The organism is Pseudogemmatithrix spongiicola (assembly GCF_030623445.1).
In the GTDB taxonomy this organism is placed as follows: Bacteria; Gemmatimonadota; Gemmatimonadetes; order Gemmatimonadales; family Gemmatimonadaceae; genus Pseudogemmatithrix; species Pseudogemmatithrix spongiicola.
Genome location: NZ_CP130613.1, coordinates 3,046,578 through 3,065,907 on the forward strand (window position 1 = coordinate 3,046,578; position 19,330 = coordinate 3,065,907).

A 19,330-nucleotide genomic window follows, 5' to 3' on the forward strand; every position below is an offset into this window, starting at 1 on the left:
CTATGCGGCCGGACGCCGTGCCAGCACGAGCATCGCGGACGTAGACGCGCCGAGGGCACCGCGCAGAAGGTCGAATGCCGTGAAGGCTGCCAACGGCAGCACGTTCCGCAATGGGTCGAACAACCGCGCGAGCCGCGGCCGCGGCCGCGGCCCGTATCGCAGCCGATGGTGCAGTGAGTACATCCAGAAGGAATGTCCCGTCTGATAGCGCACGGCGAACGGTTCGAGGCCCTGCGCCCGCAACATCGCCTGCAGGCCTTCCGGCGTGAACAGCGTCCAATGTCGCGGGATGTGGTAGCCACCCCACCAGCGGTCGTGGAACAACCGTGCATCGAGGCTGTCGAGGTTCGGTGTCTCCAGCGCGAGCACGCCGCCCGGCGCGAGCCAGCGCGCCACCCGACCGAGCACGGCCGCCGGGGACTCCACGTGTTCGATCACGTGGAACATGGTCGCGAGGTCCAGCGATCCATCGGGCACCTGCGTGCAGGTCTCGACGCGCTCACAGTGCACCTGGTATCCGGCGACACGAAGCCGCTCGACGGTCGCGGCGTCGAGCTCGAGACCATAGATCTGCGCCTTCGGCACGCCGATGGCGTGCATGGCGTCGAGGTAACGACCGGTCCCGCAGCCGATGTCGGCGTAGCTGCGCACGGGCCGCCCCGTATCCCGGAGGATGCGCCCGAGCTTCCGGCGGTCCAGGAGGGCCTTGGCCGTCCGCGCCACCCAGGGGATGCGTTCGTATTCGTACGCGTAGTACGTCGCCGGATAGATGGTATCGAGGGCCGTGAGGGCCGGCCGCGGATGCAGCCGCACGAGGCCGCAGTCCGCGCAGCGCACGAACCGCCACTCGTTCCGGCAGGTGCGCAACTCGTAGTCGCGACCGCTGGCGTAGACCGTGAATGCCTCGCTCGCGCAGTGGTCGCAGCGCGGCACCGCCTCTTCGGCAATCGACGGGATGTCCGGACGCTCGAACTCCGCGCGTTCGGCTGCCGCCGCGTCGATCATTGCGCGCACGCGAGCACCATGAACTGCCCGCCCAAGGGGAGGCGCGAGACGAGCCGCTCCGCCCGACGGACGACGGGGACGCTCAACGGCAGCACGAAGAGATGGTCCGTCCGGACCACCCTGAACCCCGCCGACCGCAGCAGCCTGCGAGCCGTCGGCGGGTTCAGCATGTCGGCGTCACGGTCAAATCGCACCCGCGACATCACGAACCGCGTGCCGGGATTCCATGGATTGTTCTCCCAGAATCCCCAGACACCGCCCGCACCCAGCGCGTCGTGCACGGCCACCGCCGCGGCATGGCGCGCAGCCCGCGGGATGTGGTGAAAGACGCCGTTGCAGTAGGCGACATCGAAGGAGCCGAGTGTCGGAAGGTCCGTGACCCTGCCCCACTGCGCCCACGGATGACGGGCTCGCGCACGCGCGAGCATCTCGTCGCTCACGTCGACGCCCACCACGTCGGCCGCCTCGAGCCCATCGCGGAGCAGCGGGGCGGTGTCGCCGTCACCGCAACCGTAGTCGAGCACGCGACGCACCGGCCAGCGGCCGATCTCGATGAGCCGGTCGCGGAGCAGGCGCACCCGCTCCTCGGCATAGTGCTGCTTGTCCCCGCCCGTGAGGCGGAGGCCCGCCGCGAGGTCGGCATCGTACTCCGCCGCGTACGCGTCGAACTCCGCGCCCGCCCCCGACTCAGCCATCGGCGCGCCCGAGCCCTTCCGGTGACACGATAGCCTGCGAGGAGGCCACGCGTTTCTGCATCCCAAGGATGCCCAGGAAGAACGACCCGAAGACGGCCTGCACGCCGAGCAAGGCGAGCAACGCGCCCGGGATCACCGTCCGCAGCATGCGCGAAAGGTCCATCGGACCCCAAGCCGCCGCGCGCCAGTCCAGCACGGCACTCCCGAGGATGGCAAAGCCGACGGCCGCGACCACCGCGCCGCCAAGCATCCCGCTCTCCAGCGACAGCGCCCGGAACGTCCGCAGCAGCCGCTGGTCCGCGGGCAACAGGTCTTCGTTGATGGCAAAGACCTTCGTGAAGACGGCGAACTGCACGAGCAGGAATCCCGTCGACACGAACAGGCTGCCGAACAGCATCGTGCTCTCGGCGAATCGCGCCGGCCCGAGCGAGAGGTTGAAGAAGCCAGCGATGAACGCCAATGCGCCCGCGAGCATCAACGCGACCCCCGGCACCAAGAACAGCCAACGGGGCGAGAGCAGCAGGTAGAACCGCAACGTGCGCCACCCGTCACGCCACGTGCGGAGATGCGGCGGATGCTTCGTGCGTCCATCCACATGCAACGTGATCGGCACGTTGGTGATCCGCGCACCGGCGAGCGCCATCTTGATCACCATCTCGTTCGCGAACTCCATGCCGGTGCATCGCTGGCGCAGGCGAGCCTGGAACGCACGCGAGAAGCCCCGCAGCCCGCAGTTCACGTCATCCACGGGGGCGCGGAACCAGCGCCGCGCCATCCACGTGAACATCGGGTTGCCCCACCAGCGATGCAGGAACGGCATCGCGCCCGGGACGATGGTGCCGCCACCGCTCGGCAAGCGGCACCCCTGCACGAGGTCATACCCCTCGCGCAACTTCGCCACGAACTTGCCGATCTCCCGGAAGTCGTAGGAATCGTCGGCGTCGCCCATGATCACGTATCGCCCCTCCGCAGCCGCGATACCCGCGAGCAACGCGGCTCCGTACCCGCGCTCAGGCGCGGCGACCACGCGGGCGCCGGCCGCGCGCGCGAGCTCCTGCGATCCGTCGGTGCTGCCGTTGTCGGCGACGATCACCTCGCCGACGACCCCTGCGGACGCGAGTCCCTCCCGCGCCTTCTGCACGCAGGTGACGACGGTCTCCGCCTCGTTGAGACACGGCAACACGACCGAGACCTCGATCGGCCCATTGCTCAGCACAGATGCACCGCCATGGCCTTGAAGCTAGCCACCACCGCCAACCCCGGCTCCAACCGCAGCTCCAACGCCGATCGCGTCGTCAGCGCCGCCACCAACGGCACCCCGCGCACGTCGAGCGTCACGCGCGTCAGGGCGCCGAGCGCCTGCACTTCCGTCACCCGCCCGGCGAGGCGGTTGCGCGCCGAGTCGTGCACGTGGTCGCGCGAGATCGTGATCTCCTCGGCCCGGATCACCGCGTGCCCCACGCCCGGCGCGAAGTCGCCCACGGCATAGAGCGTCAGCCCCTCCGTCTCGAACGCGAAGGCGCGGTGCCCACGCGCATACTGCGCGGGATCGCCCTCGACCCAATCCGGCGACACCTCGCCGAGCTCGCGTGCGATGCCGCCGAACACGTTCTCCGCCCCGAGGAACTCCGCCACGTACGGCGAGGCCGGCCGCCGGAACACCTCCGCCGGCGTGCCTTGCTGCAGCACGCGGCCGGCGTCGAGCAGGATGGCCCGGTCGCCGAGCATGCCGGCCTCGGCGAAGTCGTGCGTGACCTGCAGCGTCGTGAGCCCCCAGTCGCGGTGCAGCTGCCGCACCTCGCGCCGCACGAGCATGCGCCGCCGCGGGTCGAGCGCGGAGAAGGGCTCGTCGAGCAGCAGCAGGCGCGGGCGGCGCGCCAGCGCCCGCGCGAGGGCGACGATCTGCCGCTCGCCGCCGCTCAGTCCGAGGATGTCGCGCGAGTAGTACGCGCCGACGTCGAGCCGCTCCTCGACTTCCTGCAGGCTGCGGGCGTCGGCCGTCCCATAGGCGACGTTGTCGCGCACCGAGAGGTGCGGAAAGAGGTACGCGTGCTGGTACACCAGCGAGAGGTGGCGATCCTCCGGCGCGAGCCGGCGCGCGTCCACGCCGCCCACTTGCACCGTGCCCGCCGCGGGCACGAGCAATCCGGCGATGACCTCGAGCAGCGTCGTCTTGCCCGATCCCGCCGGCCCGATCACCACGCCGTACTCGCCCTCGGCGAGCGAGACGCTCACGTCGGCGAGCGCGAAGCGCCCCTTCCGCGCCGTGACACCCGAGAGCGCGATCATCTCAGGTCTTCCGCCGGCCGTCATCGGTACGCAGCGCGCGCAGCAGCGTGAGCGGCACCAAGGCCAGCAGCGCCAGCGCGGCGGCGACGGGCAGCGCCTCCTGCAGCCCGTAGCTCGTGAAGCGGTCGTAACTGAGCACGCTGACGACCTTCGGGTTGTACGTGAGGATGACGATCGCCCCGAACTCCGAGACCGCGCGCGCCCACATCACGACGGCGCTGGCGAGCAGGCCCCGCGAGGCCAGCGGCAGCGTGACCCGGCGGAAGGCCCGCCACGGCGAGTCGCCAAGCGTGCGCGCCACGCCCTCGTAGCGCGCGTCCACCTTGGCGAAGGCCTCGCGCGCGCCGCTCACGAACAGCGGCGCGCTCACGAACAGCATCGCCGCGATGATGCCGACCGGCGTGCCGACGATGCGCAGGCCGAGGTCCAGGGCCGCGCCGCCGACGGCGCTGTCGCGGCCGAGCAGGAGGAGGAGCGCAATGCCCGCGACCGGATGCGGGATCAGCAGCGGCAGGTCGAGCAGCGCCGAGAGCGCCGCGCGGCCGGGAAACTCCTTGCGCGCCAGCAGCCAGGCCAGCGGCGTGCCGCCGAGGACGCCGAGCCCGGTGGCCGCCGTCGCCGTAAGCCCGGTCAACAGCAGCGAGCGGCGCAACTCGGCGTCGCTGCCCAGTCGCGCGAGGCCCGCCGCCCCGCCTTCCGTCACGAGCCGCAGGATCGGCGCCGCGAGGAACACGAGCAGCAGCGACGCCATCAGCGCCGCCACGATGCTCAGCAGGGCTTGCATGCCGCGATGCCGCATCGTTCAGCGCGAGCCGCTCGAACGCAGGCCCGCGCGAGGTGCCGCCGCGAGCATCCCGCTGCGCTGCGTGCCCGTCACGACTTCCGGCAGGTCCATCACCTCGAGGCCCTCGCGGCGCAGGATCGCCTTGCCCTCGGTGGAGACAAGGAAATCCGCGAAGCGCTGCGCGAGCGCCGGCTGCGGCGCCTCGCGCGGCACCGCGAAGGCGTACACGATCGGCGCGCCCGTGAACGTCACGCGACTGCCCGACACCGCGCCGCGCACCGACACGCTGGCCGCGCGGTAGACGTCGGCGAGTTCCGGCACCGACAGGTCCACCGAATCGCCCAGCAGCACGTAGCGGAAGCCGATCGCCTTGGCCATCGACTCGTAGGACCAGATGTAGTCGAGCTCGCCGGCCTCGAGCAGCCCGACGAGGTCCGCCTCCTTCGGGCGCACGTTGCGCGCCACGGCCCGCGCCTCGAGCCGGGCGGCGAGCCCCGGCACGCCGCGGCTGCGCTCGACGAGCTGCCAGACCATCAGCGTGCGGTAGCCGTTGGGGTCGAGCTCGGGGTCCGAGCGCCCGACCTCCACGTCGGGGCGCGTCAGGATATCGGACCACGTCGAAGTCTGCATCTCCTGCGCGTAGCGGGAACGCTCGGTGTACGCGACCACCATGCGGTTGCGGGCGAAGAGCGTGTAGCTCGCGACGTGCGTGGGCACGAGGTACTGCGGGAACACGTCGGCGTCGGCGAGGGCGATCACATCGGGAATCTTGCCGAGTTCGGTGAGCTTGCGCGCGCTCTCGAGCGAGCCGGCGATTTCCTGCGCGACGGCCACGCCCTCACGCCGCGCGAAGGTGTCGAGCACGGCGCGCATCGGCCGCGCCAGTGACCCGGCGTTGAACACGGTGAGCGTGCGTTCCGGCGTGCGCGACCCGCCGCAGCCGACGAGGGCGAGCACCACGAGCAGCAGGACTGGCATGCCGAAAGTTAGCGCCCACCCGTATCTTGATGCGTCCCTCTCCCCGGACCTTCATGTCCCAACTCGCCCTCGACATCCGCGGCGTCAACAAGCGCTACGCCGAGCACGTCGCCGTCCGCGACCTCTCGCTCGCCGTGCCCACGGGCACCGTGTACGGCCTCCTCGGTCCCAACGGCGCCGGCAAGACGACGACCATCCGCATGATCCTCAACGTGATCGCCCCGGACTCGGGCAGCATCACGCTGCTCGGCCGCTCGAACCGCGACACATCCATCCAGGATCGGCTCGGCTACCTCCCCGAGGAACGCGGCCTCTACAAGAAGATGAACGTGCGCGACGTGCTGCGTTTCCTCGCCGAGCTGAAGGGCGTGGCCCGCAAGGACGCCGACCGCCGCATCGACGAGTGGCTCGAGCGCCTCACGCTGCGCACGGCCGAGAAGGACTGGAGCAAGAGCAAGGTCGACGAACTCTCGCGCGGCATGCAGCAGAAGGTGCAGTTCATCGGCACGCTGCTGCACGACCCCGAGCTGGTCATCCTCGACGAGCCCTTCTCGGGCCTCGACCCGATCAATGCGCAGGCGCTGAAGGACACCGTGGTCGAGCTGCGGCGCCGCGGCAAGACGGTGATCTTCTCGACGCACCTGATGGACAACGCCGAGCGTCTCTGCGACGCCGTGTGCATCATCGCGCGGGGCGAGAAGGTGCTCGACGGCAGCGTGGCGGCGGTGAAGGCCGAGAATGCCGGCCGCACCGTGGCCTTGGCCCTCGACGGCGGCGCGACGCCGGCCGTGATGCAGGTGCTCGGCGACCGCGAGCTGGTGGACCGCGTGGACGACCACTCGCGCTATTTCGAGGTGGAACTGCGCCAGGGCGCCGACGCGCAGGCGCTGCTGCAGCGGCTGGTCGCCGCCGGCGCGACGATCAATCGCTTCGAGAAGGTGCAGCCGTCGTTGCACCAGATCTTCCTGCAACGCGTCGGCGCCACGGGCGTCGAGGAGGGGATGAGCGGACATGGCTAAGCTCTGGACGGTCATCAAGCGCGAGTATCTGGAGCGCGTGCGCACGGTGTGGTTCCTCATCGTGACGCTGTTCGGCCCGGTGTTCTTCGCGGCGATCATGATCCTTCCCGGCTACCTGTCGGTGAAGGGGATGCGCGAGGCCCGCGTCACGGGCCTGACCATCGTGGACGCCAGCGGTGCGGGGCTGGGGCAGCGCGTCGCCGAGCGCTTGGCCACGCCGGCGCTGACCAGCGGCAGCGACGCCGCCGCGATGGCGCGGGTGGACACGGTGGCGCAGGGCGACCTGCCCGCCATCGAGGCGACCTTGCTCGAAGCCGTGCGCACGAAGCAGATCAGCGGCGTGCTGGTGCTCGACACCGGGACCGTGGCGAGCGGGCGCGCCCGCTACTTCGGGCGTGACGCCGGGTCGGTGGGCCAGATCGATGCGATCGAAGGCGCCGCCCGCACGGCCATCCTCGCGACGCGGCTTGAGGGGGCTGGCCTCGATGCGCAGTCTGCCAGCGCGCTGGCCCGCGTGCGGGTGAGCATCGCGACGCAGAAGGTCACGGACAAGGGACTCGAGGGCTCAGGCCTCGCGGCGACGATCTTCGGCTTCGGCGTGACCTTCCTGCTCTACATGAGCATCCTGCTCTATGGCCAGAACGTCCTGCGCGGCGTGCTGGAGGAGAAGACCACGCGCGTGGCCGAGGTGGTGGTCTCCAGCGTGAGCCCCGACAAGCTGCTCGCCGGCAAGATCATCGGCGTCGGCGCCGTGGGTCTCACGCAGATGCTCGTGTGGACCACCAGCGGCATCCTGTTCTGGACCCAGCGCGCGCGCATCTTCGAGGCCATGGGACTCCCGGCCTTGCCCAGCCTGGTGTTCCCGACGATCGACCCGCTGGTGCTGGCCGCGCTGCTGCTGTTCTTCGTGCTCGGCTACGCGTTCTACGCGACGCTCTTCGCCGCCGTCGGCGCGATGGTCGGCTCGCTGGAAGAGGCGCAGCAGGCGGCGCAGCCGGTGATGATGCTGCTGGTGTTCAGCATCATCTTCGTCCAGCCGGTGGCGACCAGTCCCGACGGCCAGCTGGCGCACACGATGAGCTGGCTGCCGTTCTCGTCGCCGATCATCATGCCCATGCGCATGACCGCTTCGCCGGTTCCGGCCTGGGAGATCGTCGGCTCGCTTGCGGTCCTCGCGCTGGCCTGCGCCTTCGTGACCTGGCTCTCGGCCCGGATCTACCGCGTGGGCCTGCTCATGTACGGCAAGCGTCCGAGCATCAAGGAGCTCATGCGCTGGATCAAGCAGGCGTAACTGCGACGGCCTTCACCACGAAGGCACGAAGGGCCTCGCGACAATCGTTCGGGCCCGCGACCCCAAGAAGCATTGCTTCTTTGGCGTTGCGGGCCCGAGAGTCTACTGCGGCTCCCTTCGTGCCTTCGTGGTGAAAGGCCGTGAGGCTTACACCGCCGCCGGCGCGCAGTGCTTGTCGAACGCCGCCGTCAGGTCCTGCGCGATCTCTTCCGCCGCGCGCCCTTCGATCTGCCAGCGCTCGATCATGTGCACTAGCTTGCCGTCCTTGAGCAATGCAATGGACGGCGAGCTCGGCGCGTAGCCCGTGAAGTACGCGCGGGCCTGACGGGTGGCGTCCACGTCGTTGCCGGCGAACACGGTGAACTTGTGGTTCGGCGTCACGCTGTGCTTGAGGGCCATGGCCACGGCGGGACGCATGTTGCGCGCCGCACAGCCGCACATCGAGTTCACGACCATCAACTGCGTGCCCTTGGTGCCCTTGAGGGCGTCGTCGACCGCCTGGGCGGACTTCAGCTCCGCCACGCCGAGCTGTGCGATCTCCGCGCGCATGGGACCGATGAACCGTTCGTCGTACATCATGTGCGTCTCTCCGTATGGGTCTGGTGAGGCCTATTCGCGGCTCAGGGCCAGCAACGCCGCCTGAGGCACCACGAGATAGCGCTCGTTCTCGAACGTGATTTCTACGGCCGCCTTGCGAAAGAACAGGGCATAGTCCCCGACCTGCGCCTGCATCGGGATGTGCCGCGTTTCCTTCTGGCCGGTGATGCGCCAGGGCTCGTCGAGGTGGTCGGTCACCTCCGGGAGCGGCGTGCCCGGACCCGTGGCGACGATCCGCCCGCCCTGCACCGCCTGGCTGTCCACGGCCGTGGCCGGAAGGTACAGCCCTACCTTCGAGCGCTCCTCGCCCTCTTCGATCTTGATGAGGACGCGGTCGCCGACGACGATCAGCTCCTTCTTGCCTTTGCGCATACGAGGCACAAACTCACCGGACGAGGAAAAGGTTCGACTGCCGACGCAGGGCCCAGCGCGTCCGGCCGTCGGGGCCGATGATCGCGTCTTCCTCCTGCGCCATGCGGACGGGCTGGTTGCCCCACTCGGGCACCGGCGTCGTGACCTGCAGTTCGATCGAGTACCACATGTTCGGGATCACCAGCGGCTCGCCCTGCGGCCCGGTGCCCTCCTGCGCGTCCCAGCGGCCGATCAGCGCGCCCGCCCCGTGCCCGTGCATGCCGATCGGGTGCGAATAGAGCGTGCCATTCAGGCCCTCGGCGCGCATGCGCGAGAGCGACGCCGCGAGGATCGCGTTGCCGCTGCGCCCGGGGCGCAGCTCTTCCATCGTGATGTCCTGCAGCCGGTTGGCGTTCCGCAGCGCCCGCTGCAGCCCCGCCGGCGGCGCCGTCTCGCCCTCGAGCAGCACGTAGGCGTTGTGCTGCGTGTCGGTGTTGAGGCCCAGTGCCGTGATGCCGACATCGCAATGCAGCACGTCGCCGCGCTGGATGACCGGGTCGGCGCCCAGCTGCGCCGCACTCACGCCGCGCCGCTGCACGCTGATGCTGGGCTGGAACCAGGTCCCGAGCCCGAGGTCGTTCACCTGCTGCCGCCACCACCACACGAGGTCGCCGGTCTTCGTGACGCCCGGCGTGATGGCCTCGTTCGAGAACATCCGCTGCGTGAGCGTCCACACCAGCTCCTGCAGCTTGGCGTAGAACTCCGCCTCCTCGGGCAACCGCGTGGCGATGAAGTCCAGCGCCAGCGCGTCGTTGCTCGTGAAGCGCGAGGTCCACGTCGGCCCCAGCGCCTCGCTCATGCCATCGCGTTCACCGGCCGTGAGGCCATCGGAGAACGCGAAGTTGCGCGACACATTGATCGCGACCTTCCGTGGATTGCGCTCTTCGAGCACGCTCTTGAGCGCGTTCCACTGCTCGGCGCCCACCAACTCCGCCTGCCGCGCCTCGGCGCCGGCGTCCACGGCGGCCATCGCCCGGCGCGCATCGTAGAGGCCGCCCTGGGAGGTGCCGCCGAGCGCGATGCGCTCCACGCAGCTGCCGTCGCCCGGATCCACGCGACCGCCCGCGGCGCACTTGTCGAAGAACACGTAGATCGTCCGCCGCCGCGCCGCAAAGGTCTCCGGCGCCACCAACGACGAGAACATCGGATCGTGGTTGTACTCCCGCATGGGGATCACCCACGCATCCACGCCGTGCCGGCGCATCACCGCCGGCAGCACCGTCTTGAGGCGACTCTCCAACCAAGCCTGCTGCAGCACCGCCTTCTCGCGCAGCGTCCCGAAGGGCCGCTGCTGCGCCGCGACTTGAGGTGCAAGCGTCAGCAACGACACGGCGCACAGCGCGAAGCCGCCGATGACGCCACGCAATCCTCCGTGCCTCTGTGCCTCTGTGGCAAAGCCGTTCATGTATGCGTCACCTCACGCTTCTTGAGCAGAAGCCATCGAACCACCGTGGACACCAACGCGAGCACCAGCGCGAACAGCGAGATACCCGCGAACCGGAAGAACAACGTCCGCAACGACGTCACCTGCCAGTCCTCGAGCGTCGCCTGCATCGAACCCACCACCTCGAGCCCCAGATAGGTCAGCACCAGCGACACCAGGATCTCCGTCCCCGCCTCGACCAGCGCGAAGACCGGCGTCCGCCACCACCACGCCTTCACGGGATAGTTCCCCAGATGCAGCGTCGCCATGAGGAACAGGATCATCGCGCCGCCGATGAACGTGCCGCCGATCCACAGCCAGGAGTCGCTCCAGCCGAACGTCAACACCAGCGCGCGGTACATGCGCAGGCTGGCGCCCGTAAGGATCGCCATGGCCACCAGCGAGAGGCCCAGCCGTCGCCAGAGCCCCGGCTTCTCCAGGGCTTCGATGTCCTCGAGGCTCAGGACGGCGGTCGGGCGCAGCAGCGGCATCGGCGTGCTCTAGTTCAGCGGGTGGCGATGCACTCGATCTCCACGCGCGCGCCGAGCGCGAGGCCCGAGGCCCCGAACGCCGAGCGCGCCGGCAACCGCCCCTCGGGGAAGAACTCGCGGTACACGACGTTCATGCGGTCCCACTCGGCCATGTCGGCCATCATCACCGTGCACTTCACGACCTTGTCCATCGACGAGCCCACGGCCTCGACCGTACGCTTGATGTTCTCCAGCGTCTGCCGCGTCTCGGCTTCGATGCCGCCCGCGATGAGCCCGCCATTGGCGGACGCGTCGGTGCCGATCTGCCCGGAGAGGAACAGCAGGTCGCCGACGCGCACGGCCGGCGAGAACGGCCGCGTCGGCTTGCCGAAGGGCGTGAGGTACTCGACGTCAGCGCCCTGCGGCAGCGTCCCGTCGCGCGCCGCGCCTTCGCGGAGAAACAGCGCGACGGCGAGTCCCGCGGCGGCGACGGCGACGCCACTGGCCAATGCCGCGATCCGGAGGTCTCTCATCTGAACACGTGCCCGATGCGCGACCAGCGGATGTCCGTCAGGAACGGCAACGGCCGGTCGGAGTCGTCGGCGTTCCACGAGTAGTACACGAACAGCGGCTTGCCGCGCACGTTCTTGCGCGGCACGATGCCCCAGTAGCGCGAATCCTTCGACTGATAGCGGTTGTCGCCCATCATCCAGAAGTAGCCCTCGGGGATGACCAGCGGGCCCCAGTCGTCGAGCGTGGGCCGCGCCGGTGCCGGCCCGAAGCGCGACGAATCCAGCGCGATGCGCTTCTGCCAGTCGAAGAGCGGATGCCACTCGTCGCCCGGCGCGCCGGAGCGGTCGGCCGTCTGGAAGCCGAGGCGCTGCGGCGCGCCGTTCACGTGCACCACGCCGTCGCGCGAGTAGATCGTGTCGCCCGGCATGCCGATGAGCCGCTTCACGAGGATCGGCGTCGGGTCCTCCGGCTGGTCGATCTGCAGCGGCGAGATGAACACCACGATCTCGCCGCGCTGCGGGTCGGCGTAGCCCGGCAAGTTGATGTCCGTGAACGGCACGTGCGGGCCGTAGCGCAGCTTGTTCACGAACAGCCAATCGCCGATCAGCATCGACGGGATCATCGAGCCCGAGGGAATCCGATACGCCTCGATGAGGAAGGTCCGCAGGAGCAGGAAGATCGCCAGCGTCGCGGCGATCGACTTGAAGCCCTCCCAGAACTTCTTGGCGTCGAACTTCGAGCCGCCGCCCTCGCGGGCCGCGGCGACCACGTTCTTCGGGGCGGCCTTCGAGCCGCGCTTCTTGCTTGCCATACGGGGAATCTCGCCGGAGACGGGCCCGAAAACGAGAGGGGCGCGCCTCGCGGCGCGCCCCTCAGGTCTACCAAGGACCCCGAGCTTACTTGAGGTTCTTGGAGACGAGCTTGGTCATGTCGAACATCGAGACCTGGCCCTTGCCGCCGAAGACGACCTTGAGCTTGTCGTCGGCGTTGATCATGCGGCGGTTCTTCTTGTCCTGCAGGCCGTTCTTCTTGATGTAGGCCCAGAGCTTCTTGGTGAGCTCGGTGCGCGGCAGCGGCGCAGCGCCGACGACGGCGGCGAGCTTCTCGTTCGGCGTCACCGGCTTCATGAACGCGGCATTCGGCTTGCGCTTCGTGGCCTTCTTCGCGGCCTTCTTCGCCGGCTTCTTCGCGGCCTTCTTCGCCGGCTTCTTCGCAGCCTTCTTCTTGGCAGCCATTCGAACTTCTCCTCGAAAGGAAGTTTGTCGAACGCGCTGCTTCGCCCGGTCGAGCGCTGCGCGTTCTGCTCTCGAAAGTAAGGGGCGCCGCGTACCGCGCAAGAGCGAGAACTGCCGCTTTTCCCTCTGGGGCGGCCCTCAGGCGCCCAGGAAACCCCTCAGGAGCGCCACCATCCGGGCGTCCGCCGGGTCGGCACTCGCATCGTCCTCGGCCACCTCCGTGCGCTCGCTCGGCGTCTCGAGAATGCAGGGAATTCCCCTCGTACGCGCGTCCTCCAGCAGCCAGCGGAACGGCTCGGCGCCGAGCATGCCCTCGCCGAGCAGCGCGTGCCGATCCTTGTTCGAGCCGAAGGCGTGCTGACTGTCGTTCAGGTGGAAGAACGCGGGTGGTTCGCCGATCGTCCGCTCGAAGGCGTCGAGCACCTCGCGGAGTCGCACGGCGCTCTCGTGAATGGGATGTCCCGCGGCGAAGAGGTGGCAGGTATCGAGGCCGTAGCCCGTGCGATGCCGCAGCGCCGCCGGCACCTGCGCGAGCATGATCGCGATCTCCTCGGGCGTGCGGCCCATCGTCTTGCCCGCCCCCGCCGTGTTCTCGATCAGCACGCGCGTGCCCGCGGCCGTCTCGGGCACCGCCTCCAGCGCCTGTGCGATCGCGCGGCCGACGCGCACCGCCGCATCCTCCGGCGCGCTCTCGCCCGCCGAGCCGGGGTGAAAGCAGCAGCCGAAGGCGCCGAGGGCGGTCGTGCGCTCGTACTCCTTGGCGAGGCCGCTCGCCGCACGGCGCGCCTTCTCCTCTTCGGCGGACGCGGTGTTGAGCACGTACGCGGCGTGCACGAAGATGGCCCGCGGCGTCAGCCCGACGTCGGCGAGCGCCGCGTGCGCCGCCGCGACCTTCGGCGGCTTCAGCGTCACCTTCTCGTTGTAGTACGTCGGCGGCGCGGTGAAGACCTGCACCGCCTCCGCACCCGCCGCGGCCGCCCGACGGATCGCCATCGGCATCCCGCCCTCGTCGGCAGGATGCACGCCGATCAGCGGCCGGTTCACGGCTTGCGCCCCGAGAGATCCACCATGCGCTGCCCGTGCGCGTACTCCACCGACTTGTCCGTCTGGACCTCGCGCAGGCGCTTCAGCACCTCGACGATGCGCTTCGCCTGCGTCTCGATCGTCGCGAGGGCGGCGGGAATTTCCTCGGCCGGGACCATGCCCTGCTTCACGATCTCGGCGGTCGTGAGCAGCGCGGCGAGCGGATTGTTGATCTCGTGCTGCAGCGCGAGCGAGATCTCGCCGACGCCGGCGAGATACCGCGCCTTGCGCAGCTCTTCCTCGGCCCGTCGCCGCGCCGTCGCGACCTCGATGCGCTTCTCGGCGATGCGCAGGCGCGCCGCGATGTCGCTGGGCGTCACGGGCTTCGAGAGGTAGTCGTCGGCGCCGGCCTTCAGCACGTCTTCCAGGTCCGCCGCCTTCGAGCGCGCCGTGATGACGAGCAGGTAGGTGTCCTCGCCTGCGTCGTGGTCCCGGATGCGCCGGCAGACCTCGAGGCCGTCCATGCGCGGCATCTCCCAGTCGAGCACGACCATCGGGGCGGGCGCCTCGTTGAACGCCGCCCACGCCTCGGCGCCGTCATCGAAGACCTCGACCTCATGCCCATAGGCGGCGAACACCGTCTGCAGCAGCTCGCGCATGAGCAAGTCGTCGTCGGCGAGGAGGATGCGCAAAGCCGTGCTCACCAGGTCAGGGTTCCGGCGCGAATGGCCGTGCGCGGCGAGGTCCCCCCGCGCGAGGTCGCCGTCCATGCCACCACCAGCTGCGTCCCACGCAGGGCGACGCGCGGCGTGCGCGCCTCGCCCGTCTCGTCGGACGCCGGAATGCGATGCTCGAAAATGTGGCCTTGCACCCGCGAGAGCGCGAGACCGAGGCGTGGCAGGCGGGAGTTGGGATCCTCATACGCGACAATCACCGTGTCGCCGCGCGACGCGACCGCGGCCTGCGACGGCCGGTCACCGTACACGATGGGGACGGGCTCGTGGAACAAGGCACCGCGCTCCATCGTGTGCGTGAAGAACACCCCGGCCCCTTCCCGCGCATCGAGGAAGTAGACGAGGTGCACATAGCCGTTGAGCGAATCCGCGGCGATGTACGGCACCGGCCGCGCACAGCCCGCGCGCCCGACGTCCAACGAGTCCGCCGTCACGGCGGGTTGCCAGGTGTGCCCGCCGTCGTCAGAGCGTGCAACACGCAGCAGGACGCTCGAATCGGCGCGCACGGTGAACCAGCTCGCGTAGGCTTCCTCGCCGAGCGCGCGCGTGGCGCGGCGCGTCGCGGTGCAGGCCGAGGGCTCCTCCGGCCATGCCGGCGGCGTCCACTGCGGTACCAGCTGGACCCCATCCGCCGCGTCGGCGTCGAGCACCAGCACGCTGCTCTCGGCGACGATACCGTCGCGTCGTCGCGTCTCCTCGGCCCACTCGACCGGCTGCGGGAGACAGGCCGAGAGGCCCAGCAGCGCAAGCAGGTACACCGCATGGCGCGAAACGCGTATGGACATGCTGAAGTATCGCCCGGCGGGCCATTAGATTTCCACGTCTTCTCCCTCTTCGGACCCAGACCATGTCGACCTTTTCGCCCAACGGCGTCCGTCAGCTGCCGCCGATCGTGAACGAACCGATCCGCAGCTATGCCCCGGGTTCCCCCGAGCGCGCTTCCCTCCAAGCCCGCATCAAGGCCATGGAAGGCGAGCGCCCCGACATCGCCGTCGTCGTGCACGGCGAGGAGCGCCGCAGCGGCAAGGCCGTCAACGCCGTCTCGCCGCACAAGCACCAGCACGTCACGGCCACCTGGCACCACGCCACGGCGCAGGACGTGCACGATGCCATCGAGAGCGGCAAGAAGGCGTACAAGGAATGGAGCGAGTGGACCTGGGAGGAGCGCGCCGCCGTGTTCCTCAAGGCCGCCGACCTGCTCGCCGGCCCCTGGCGCGACACGATCAACGCCGCCACCATGCTCGGCCAGTCGAAGAACGTCTTCCAGTCGGAGATCGACGCCGCCTGCGAGATGACGGACTTTTTCCGCTTCAACGTGCAGTTCGCACGCGAGCTCTACAGCGAGCAGCCGATCTCCGGCCCCGGCATGTGGAACCAGAGCGAATACCGCGCGCTCGAAGGCTTCGTCTACGCGGTGACGCCGTTCAACTTCACGGCCATCGGCGGCAACCTCGCCGGCGCGCCGGCGCTGATGGGCAACACCGTGCTCTGGAAGCCGGCCGCCAGCGCCATGCTCTCCGCCTGGTACACGCTGCAGCTCCTGCACGAGGCCGGGCTTCCGAAGGGCGTCATCAACTTCCTGCCCGGCGACCCGGTAATGATCAGCGACATCGCGCTGAAGCACCGCGACCTCGCCGGCGTGCACTTCACCGGCTCCACCGGCGTGTTCAACTCGATGTGGAACACGATCGGTACGAACATGAGCAGCTACCGCTCGTATCCGCGCATCGTCGGCGAGACGGGCGGCAAGGACTTCATGATCGCGCACGCCAGCGCCGACGTGCAGGCCTTCGCGGTGGGCGTCGTGCGCGGCGCCTTCGAGTACCAGGGCCAGAAGTGCTCGGCCTGCTCGCGCATCTACGTGCCCAAGAGCATCTGGCCCGAGGTGAAGGCGCGCATCACCGCCATGATCGACGAGATCAAGGTCGGCGACACGAACGACTTCTCGAATTTCATGGGCGCCGTCATCGACCAGCGCGCCTTCGATCGCATCAGCGGGTACCTCGCCGACGCCAAGCAGAACGCGAAGGTGATCGCCGGCGGGACGGCCGACGGCTCGACCGGCTGGTTCGTGAAGCCCACGCTCGTCGAGACCACGGATCCGAAGTACCGCCTCATGTGCGAGGAGATCTTCGGCCCCATCGTCACGGCCTACGTGTACGACGACGCCAAGTGGGAAGAGACGCTGAAGCTCGTCGACGAGACCTCGCCGTACGCGCTCACGGGCGCGGTGTTCGCGCAGGACCGCAGCGCGCTCAAGCAGGCGCATGCGGCGCTGCGCCACGCCGCCGGCAACTTCTACATCAACGACAAGTGCACGGGTGCCGTCGTCGGCCAGCAGCCGTTCGGCGGCGCGCGCGCCTCGGGCACCAACGACAAGGCGGGCTCGAAGCTCAACCTGCTGCGCTGGGTCAGCGCGCGGACCGTGAAGGAGACCTTCGTGCCGCCGCGGGATTACAAGTATCCGCACATGGGCTAGGCCCCGCGTCGTCCGCTCACCCTTCACCGTCCACGCTTCTGCGCTACCTCACGCTCGACGTCTTCACCGCCACGCCCTTCGGCGGCAACCAGCTCGCGGTCTTCCCCGACGCGAGCGGCATTCCCGAGGAGTTGCTGCTCCCCATCACGCGGGAGTTCAACTTCTCGGAGGTGACCTTCGTGTATCCCGCGAAGGACGCCGCGCATACGCGGACGGTGCGCATCTTCACGCCGGAGAAGGAAATGCCCTTCGCCGGCCATCCGACGATCGGCACGGCGGCCGCGCTGGCGCTGGTCGAGGGCGCCCTCGGCGGCGCGACGCAGGGCACCCTGACCCTCGACCTCAAGATCGGCACGGTCCCGGTCGATGTGCGCGTCGAAGGCGACGGGCTCGCGTGGGCCGAGCTTTCGGCGGCGAAGATGCCCGAGATCGGGCCCTCGGTGCCGACGCTGAACACCTTGGCCGAGATCCTCTCGCTCGACGCCAAGGATCTGGTCGGCGGCTCGCTCTCGCCGGCCGCGGTGAGCTGCGGCTATCCGTTCCTGATGGTGCCGCTCAAGAGCGTGGACGCCGTGCGCCGCGCGCGCGTGCGCGTGGACCTGTGGGAACAGACGCTGAAGCGTTCATGGGCCCCGGAGATCCTCGTCGCGGCGCGGGACGCCGAGCACGGGGAGCAGGCCTGGCACGCGCGGATGTTCGCGCCGGGCATCAACGTGCCGGAGGATCCCGCCACGGGGTCGGCGATCGCGGCCTTCGGCGGCTGGCTGGCCACGAAGGAATCGAAGCCGGACGGGGAGTTCGCCTGGACGGTGCGGCAGGGCATCGAGATGGGACGTCCCAGCCTGCTCGAGGTGCGCGCGACGAAGGTCGGCGGCGCCGTGACGGCGGTGAAGGTGGCGGGGCGTGCCGTGCTGACCGGCGAGGGCCGACTGCGGCTACCGGCGCGCTGATCGGCGAGCGCGCGCGGCGGCGCGCGCTAGTCGTTGATCCGCAGCATCCCCACGACGGAGCTCCGCACCTTGGGGGGCGTGCCGTCGAAGGCGCGCATGCCGGCATGCCACACGACCGCTTGATCGCGCCCGTTGCGCTTCGCGACGTACAAGGCCTCGTCAGCTCGGGCGAGCAGCGTCTTCGAGACGTCGTCGTCGCGCGCCCAATCGGCGGCCAAGCCGATGCTCGCCGTGATGCGGATGTCCGGCGGTAGCGAGCGGAACCGGTAGTTGCGGAAGGCCTGCATCACGCGGTCCGCGAGGATGAGCGCGCCCTCCTCGTTCGAATCGGGAGCCAAGATCGTGAACTCCTCGCCGCCGAAGCGGGCCACGATGTCCGCCTCGCGGGCGGTCGTGCGGAGCAGCGCGCCGACCTCACGGATCACCTCGTCCCCCGTGAGGTGGCCGTAGTCGTCGTTGATGCGCTTGAAGTGGTCGAGGTCGATGGCCAGCACCGCGAGTTCCTTCTTCTGCCGGATGGCGCGTGAGACCTCGCGCTCGGCGAGCTGGTTGAGACCGCGCCGGTTGTAGCAACCCGAGAGCGGATCGGTGAGGACGATCGCCTGCAACCGCTCGCGCATCTGGTTGTACGCACGGCCAATGACGCTCACCGGGTCCGGCATCTGGTCCGGCTCTTCCTCGTAGCGCGCCGAGAAGTCCCCATCCTGGGCGCGCTGGAAGATCTCCACGAGGCGCCGCATCCGCGCGGCGACATGGCCCTGCAGCGCCACGTAGAGCAGCACGCCGATGCCATACAGCGCCAGCGTCCACAGCTCTTCCGCCGGCGTCGCGATCATGCTGGCGTCGGCCGCCACCGCGACCAGCGTGGTGTAGCCGGCGCCGATGAGGATGAGGTTGGCGATGGTCGCCGTCCACCCGAAGAAGATCTGCGTGAACTGCACCGTGAAGATCGAGAGCAGCAAGGCGCGATCGAAATGCTCGGGCGGCGTGATGAGCAGCGCGCTGCCGAAGAGGATCACCGTATCGGACGCGATGGCGCCGACGACGACGCCCATCGGCGCGTGACCACGCCGCATGAGCACGGCCACGAGCACGCGGTGCCCTACGACGTACGCGACGACGAGCCCGAGCATCGCCAGCAGCACGCCGCGGAGGCCGTAACGTGCCATCAGCACGGATTCGGCGGAGACCACGCCGAACCACTTGAGGGTGATGGTCCCGAAGCCGATCAGTGACGCGAACAGCATCCGGTACCGCGCTTGCCAGCGCAGGATCTCGGCGTAGTGCTCGTCGCTGCTGCGTGAGGGGGGGGTCAGCGGGACTGTCACGAGGGGGAGGGTGGGACCGACTTAGCCCGGCGATGGACCGTAGCCCTTGAAAAGGCCACTATCCCGACAGTCTCGCAAGGGCATACGTCACAACCCCACACCCTGC

Annotated in this window: 21 protein-coding genes; 4 read left to right on the plus strand and 17 right to left on the minus strand. The window is 69.4% G+C overall.

Going from position 1 to position 19,330, the window contains the following annotated elements; genetic code table 11:
* Genes Strain318_RS13985 through Strain318_RS14010 form a run of 6 tightly spaced genes read right to left on the minus strand, consistent with a single transcriptional unit; the run spans position 1 to position 5,751 of the window.
* Positions 1-1,005 (minus strand): class I SAM-dependent methyltransferase, encoded by a 1,005-nt coding sequence (locus Strain318_RS13985; RefSeq protein WP_367887929.1) that lies wholly within the window; start codon positions 1,003-1,005, stop codon positions 1-3.
* Positions 1,002-1,700 carry a class I SAM-dependent methyltransferase gene (locus tag Strain318_RS13990; RefSeq protein WP_367886314.1) on the minus strand — a complete coding sequence of 233 codons (699 nt, stop codon included), beginning with the start codon at positions 1,698-1,700 and terminating at the stop codon, positions 1,002-1,004. The genes Strain318_RS13985 and Strain318_RS13990 overlap by 4 nt, the downstream gene beginning before the upstream one ends.
* Positions 1,693-2,916 (minus strand): glycosyltransferase family 2 protein, encoded by a 1,224-nt coding sequence (locus Strain318_RS13995; protein WP_367886315.1) that lies wholly within the window; start codon positions 2,914-2,916, stop codon positions 1,693-1,695. The genes Strain318_RS13990 and Strain318_RS13995 overlap by 8 nt, the downstream gene beginning before the upstream one ends.
* A complete protein-coding gene (locus Strain318_RS14000) occupies positions 2,910-3,989 on the minus strand; it encodes an ABC transporter ATP-binding protein (RefSeq protein WP_367886316.1) in 1,080 nt (359 codons plus the stop codon). The genes Strain318_RS13995 and Strain318_RS14000 overlap by 7 nt, the downstream gene beginning before the upstream one ends.
* 1 nt (position 3,990) lies before the next feature.
* Positions 3,991-4,773 (minus strand): ABC transporter permease, encoded by a 783-nt coding sequence (locus Strain318_RS14005; RefSeq protein WP_367886317.1) that lies wholly within the window; start codon positions 4,771-4,773, stop codon positions 3,991-3,993.
* A gap of 18 nt (positions 4,774-4,791) precedes the next feature.
* Positions 4,792-5,751 (minus strand): extracellular solute-binding protein, encoded by a 960-nt coding sequence (locus tag Strain318_RS14010; RefSeq protein ID WP_367886318.1) that lies wholly within the window; start codon positions 5,749-5,751, stop codon positions 4,792-4,794.
* 53 nt (positions 5,752-5,804) lie between these two features.
* On the opposite strand from Strain318_RS14010, the gene Strain318_RS14015 reads away from it, so the two are divergent.
* Positions 5,805-6,770, plus strand: coding sequence for an ABC transporter ATP-binding protein (locus Strain318_RS14015; RefSeq protein ID WP_367886319.1), 966 nt, complete (start codon positions 5,805-5,807; stop codon positions 6,768-6,770).
* Positions 6,763-8,061 (plus strand): ABC transporter permease, encoded by a 1,299-nt coding sequence (locus Strain318_RS14020; protein ID WP_367886320.1) that lies wholly within the window; start codon positions 6,763-6,765, stop codon positions 8,059-8,061. Before Strain318_RS14015 ends, Strain318_RS14020 begins: the two co-directional genes overlap by 8 nt.
* A 147-nt stretch (positions 8,062-8,208) precedes the next feature.
* On the opposite strand, the gene Strain318_RS14025 is transcribed toward Strain318_RS14020, so the two are convergent.
* From Strain318_RS14025 to Strain318_RS14070, 10 genes are all read right to left on the minus strand, one after another.
* Entirely contained in the window at positions 8,209-8,637 is a 429-nt protein-coding gene (locus Strain318_RS14025) for a BrxA/BrxB family bacilliredoxin (RefSeq protein WP_367887930.1), read from the minus strand.
* Positions 8,638-8,670: 33 nt separating this feature from the next.
* The gene (locus Strain318_RS14030; protein ID WP_367886321.1) at positions 8,671-9,030 is read right to left on the minus strand and encodes a co-chaperone GroES; all 360 of its coding nucleotides are present in this window, start codon (positions 9,028-9,030) and stop codon (positions 8,671-8,673) included.
* A gap of 13 nt (positions 9,031-9,043) precedes the next feature.
* Positions 9,044-10,435, minus strand: coding sequence for a M24 family metallopeptidase (locus tag Strain318_RS14035; protein WP_367886322.1), 1,392 nt, complete (start codon positions 10,433-10,435; stop codon positions 9,044-9,046).
* Between the two features lie 35 nt (positions 10,436-10,470).
* Positions 10,471-10,983 (minus strand): hypothetical protein, encoded by a 513-nt coding sequence (locus tag Strain318_RS14040; protein WP_367886323.1) that lies wholly within the window; start codon positions 10,981-10,983, stop codon positions 10,471-10,473.
* Between the two features lie 14 nt (positions 10,984-10,997).
* Entirely contained in the window at positions 10,998-11,495 is a 498-nt protein-coding gene (locus Strain318_RS14045; RefSeq protein ID WP_367886324.1) for a RidA family protein, read from the minus strand.
* Complete coding sequence (gene lepB, locus Strain318_RS14050) at positions 11,492-12,286, minus strand: signal peptidase I (RefSeq protein WP_367886325.1); 795 nt, start codon at positions 12,284-12,286, stop codon at positions 11,492-11,494. The genes Strain318_RS14045 and lepB overlap by 4 nt, the downstream gene beginning before the upstream one ends.
* Before the next feature lie 85 nt (positions 12,287-12,371).
* Complete coding sequence (locus tag Strain318_RS14055) at positions 12,372-12,710, minus strand: SWIB/MDM2 domain-containing protein (RefSeq protein WP_367887965.1); 339 nt, start codon at positions 12,708-12,710, stop codon at positions 12,372-12,374.
* 138 nt (positions 12,711-12,848) lie between these two features.
* Positions 12,849-13,754, minus strand: coding sequence for a deoxyribonuclease IV (locus Strain318_RS14060; RefSeq protein ID WP_367886327.1), 906 nt, complete (start codon positions 13,752-13,754; stop codon positions 12,849-12,851).
* Positions 13,751-14,437 (minus strand): response regulator transcription factor, encoded by a 687-nt coding sequence (locus Strain318_RS14065; RefSeq protein ID WP_367886328.1) that lies wholly within the window; start codon positions 14,435-14,437, stop codon positions 13,751-13,753. The genes Strain318_RS14060 and Strain318_RS14065 overlap by 4 nt, the downstream gene beginning before the upstream one ends.
* Positions 14,434-15,252 carry a hypothetical protein gene (locus tag Strain318_RS14070; protein ID WP_367886329.1) on the minus strand — a complete coding sequence of 273 codons (819 nt, stop codon included), beginning with the start codon at positions 15,250-15,252 and terminating at the stop codon, positions 14,434-14,436. Before Strain318_RS14070 ends, Strain318_RS14065 begins: the two co-directional genes overlap by 4 nt.
* Positions 15,253-15,314: 62 nt before the next feature.
* Between Strain318_RS14070 and pruA the strand changes: the two genes are divergently transcribed.
* Positions 15,315-16,946, plus strand: a complete 1,632-nt coding sequence (gene pruA / locus Strain318_RS14075; protein WP_367886330.1) for an L-glutamate gamma-semialdehyde dehydrogenase — start codon at positions 15,315-15,317, stop codon at positions 16,944-16,946.
* Between the two features lie 38 nt (positions 16,947-16,984).
* Positions 16,985-17,896, plus strand: coding sequence for a PhzF family phenazine biosynthesis protein (locus Strain318_RS14080; RefSeq protein ID WP_367887931.1), 912 nt, complete (start codon positions 16,985-16,987; stop codon positions 17,894-17,896).
* A gap of 26 nt (positions 17,897-17,922) precedes the next feature.
* Here the strand turns inward: Strain318_RS14080 and Strain318_RS14085 are convergent, their stop codons facing one another.
* Positions 17,923-19,224, minus strand: coding sequence for a GGDEF domain-containing protein (locus Strain318_RS14085; RefSeq protein ID WP_367886331.1), 1,302 nt, complete (start codon positions 19,222-19,224; stop codon positions 17,923-17,925).
* Between the last annotated feature and the right edge of the window lie 106 nt (positions 19,225-19,330).

What these genes read in the sequence shown, in the direction of transcription:
- lepB (WP_367886325.1), bottom strand. Translation starts at nt 12,286, where the DNA reads ATGGCAAGCAAGAAGCGCGGCTCGAAGGCCGCCCCGAAGAACGTGGTC.
- Strain318_RS14025 (WP_367887930.1), bottom strand. Translation starts at nt 8,637, where the DNA reads ATGTACGACGAACGGTTCATCGGTCCCATGCGCGCGGAGATCGCACAG.
- Strain318_RS14070 (WP_367886329.1), bottom strand. Translation starts at nt 15,252, where the DNA reads ATGTCCATACGCGTTTCGCGCCATGCGGTGTACCTGCTTGCGCTGCTG.
- Strain318_RS14045 (WP_367886324.1), bottom strand. Translation starts at nt 11,495, where the DNA reads ATGAGAGACCTCCGGATCGCGGCATTGGCCAGTGGCGTCGCCGTCGCC.
- Strain318_RS14055 (WP_367887965.1), bottom strand. Translation starts at nt 12,710, where the DNA reads ATGGCTGCCAAGAAGAAGGCTGCGAAGAAGCCGGCGAAGAAGGCCGCG.
- Strain318_RS14010 (WP_367886318.1), bottom strand. Translation starts at nt 5,751, where the DNA reads ATGCCAGTCCTGCTGCTCGTGGTGCTCGCCCTCGTCGGCTGCGGCGGG.
- Strain318_RS14020 (WP_367886320.1), top strand. Translation starts at nt 6,763, where the DNA reads ATGGCTAAGCTCTGGACGGTCATCAAGCGCGAGTATCTGGAGCGCGTG.
- Strain318_RS13990 (WP_367886314.1), bottom strand. Translation starts at nt 1,700, where the DNA reads ATGGCTGAGTCGGGGGCGGGCGCGGAGTTCGACGCGTACGCGGCGGAG.
- Strain318_RS13985 (WP_367887929.1), bottom strand. Translation starts at nt 1,005, where the DNA reads ATGATCGACGCGGCGGCAGCCGAACGCGCGGAGTTCGAGCGTCCGGAC.
- pruA (WP_367886330.1), top strand. Translation starts at nt 15,315, where the DNA reads ATGTCGACCTTTTCGCCCAACGGCGTCCGTCAGCTGCCGCCGATCGTG.
- Strain318_RS14040 (WP_367886323.1), bottom strand. Translation starts at nt 10,983, where the DNA reads ATGCCGCTGCTGCGCCCGACCGCCGTCCTGAGCCTCGAGGACATCGAA.
- Strain318_RS14015 (WP_367886319.1), top strand. Translation starts at nt 5,805, where the DNA reads ATGTCCCAACTCGCCCTCGACATCCGCGGCGTCAACAAGCGCTACGCC.
- Strain318_RS14030 (WP_367886321.1), bottom strand. Translation starts at nt 9,030, where the DNA reads ATGCGCAAAGGCAAGAAGGAGCTGATCGTCGTCGGCGACCGCGTCCTC.
- Strain318_RS14005 (WP_367886317.1), bottom strand. Translation starts at nt 4,773, where the DNA reads ATGCAAGCCCTGCTGAGCATCGTGGCGGCGCTGATGGCGTCGCTGCTG.
- Strain318_RS14000 (WP_367886316.1), bottom strand. Translation starts at nt 3,989, where the DNA reads ATGATCGCGCTCTCGGGTGTCACGGCGCGGAAGGGGCGCTTCGCGCTC.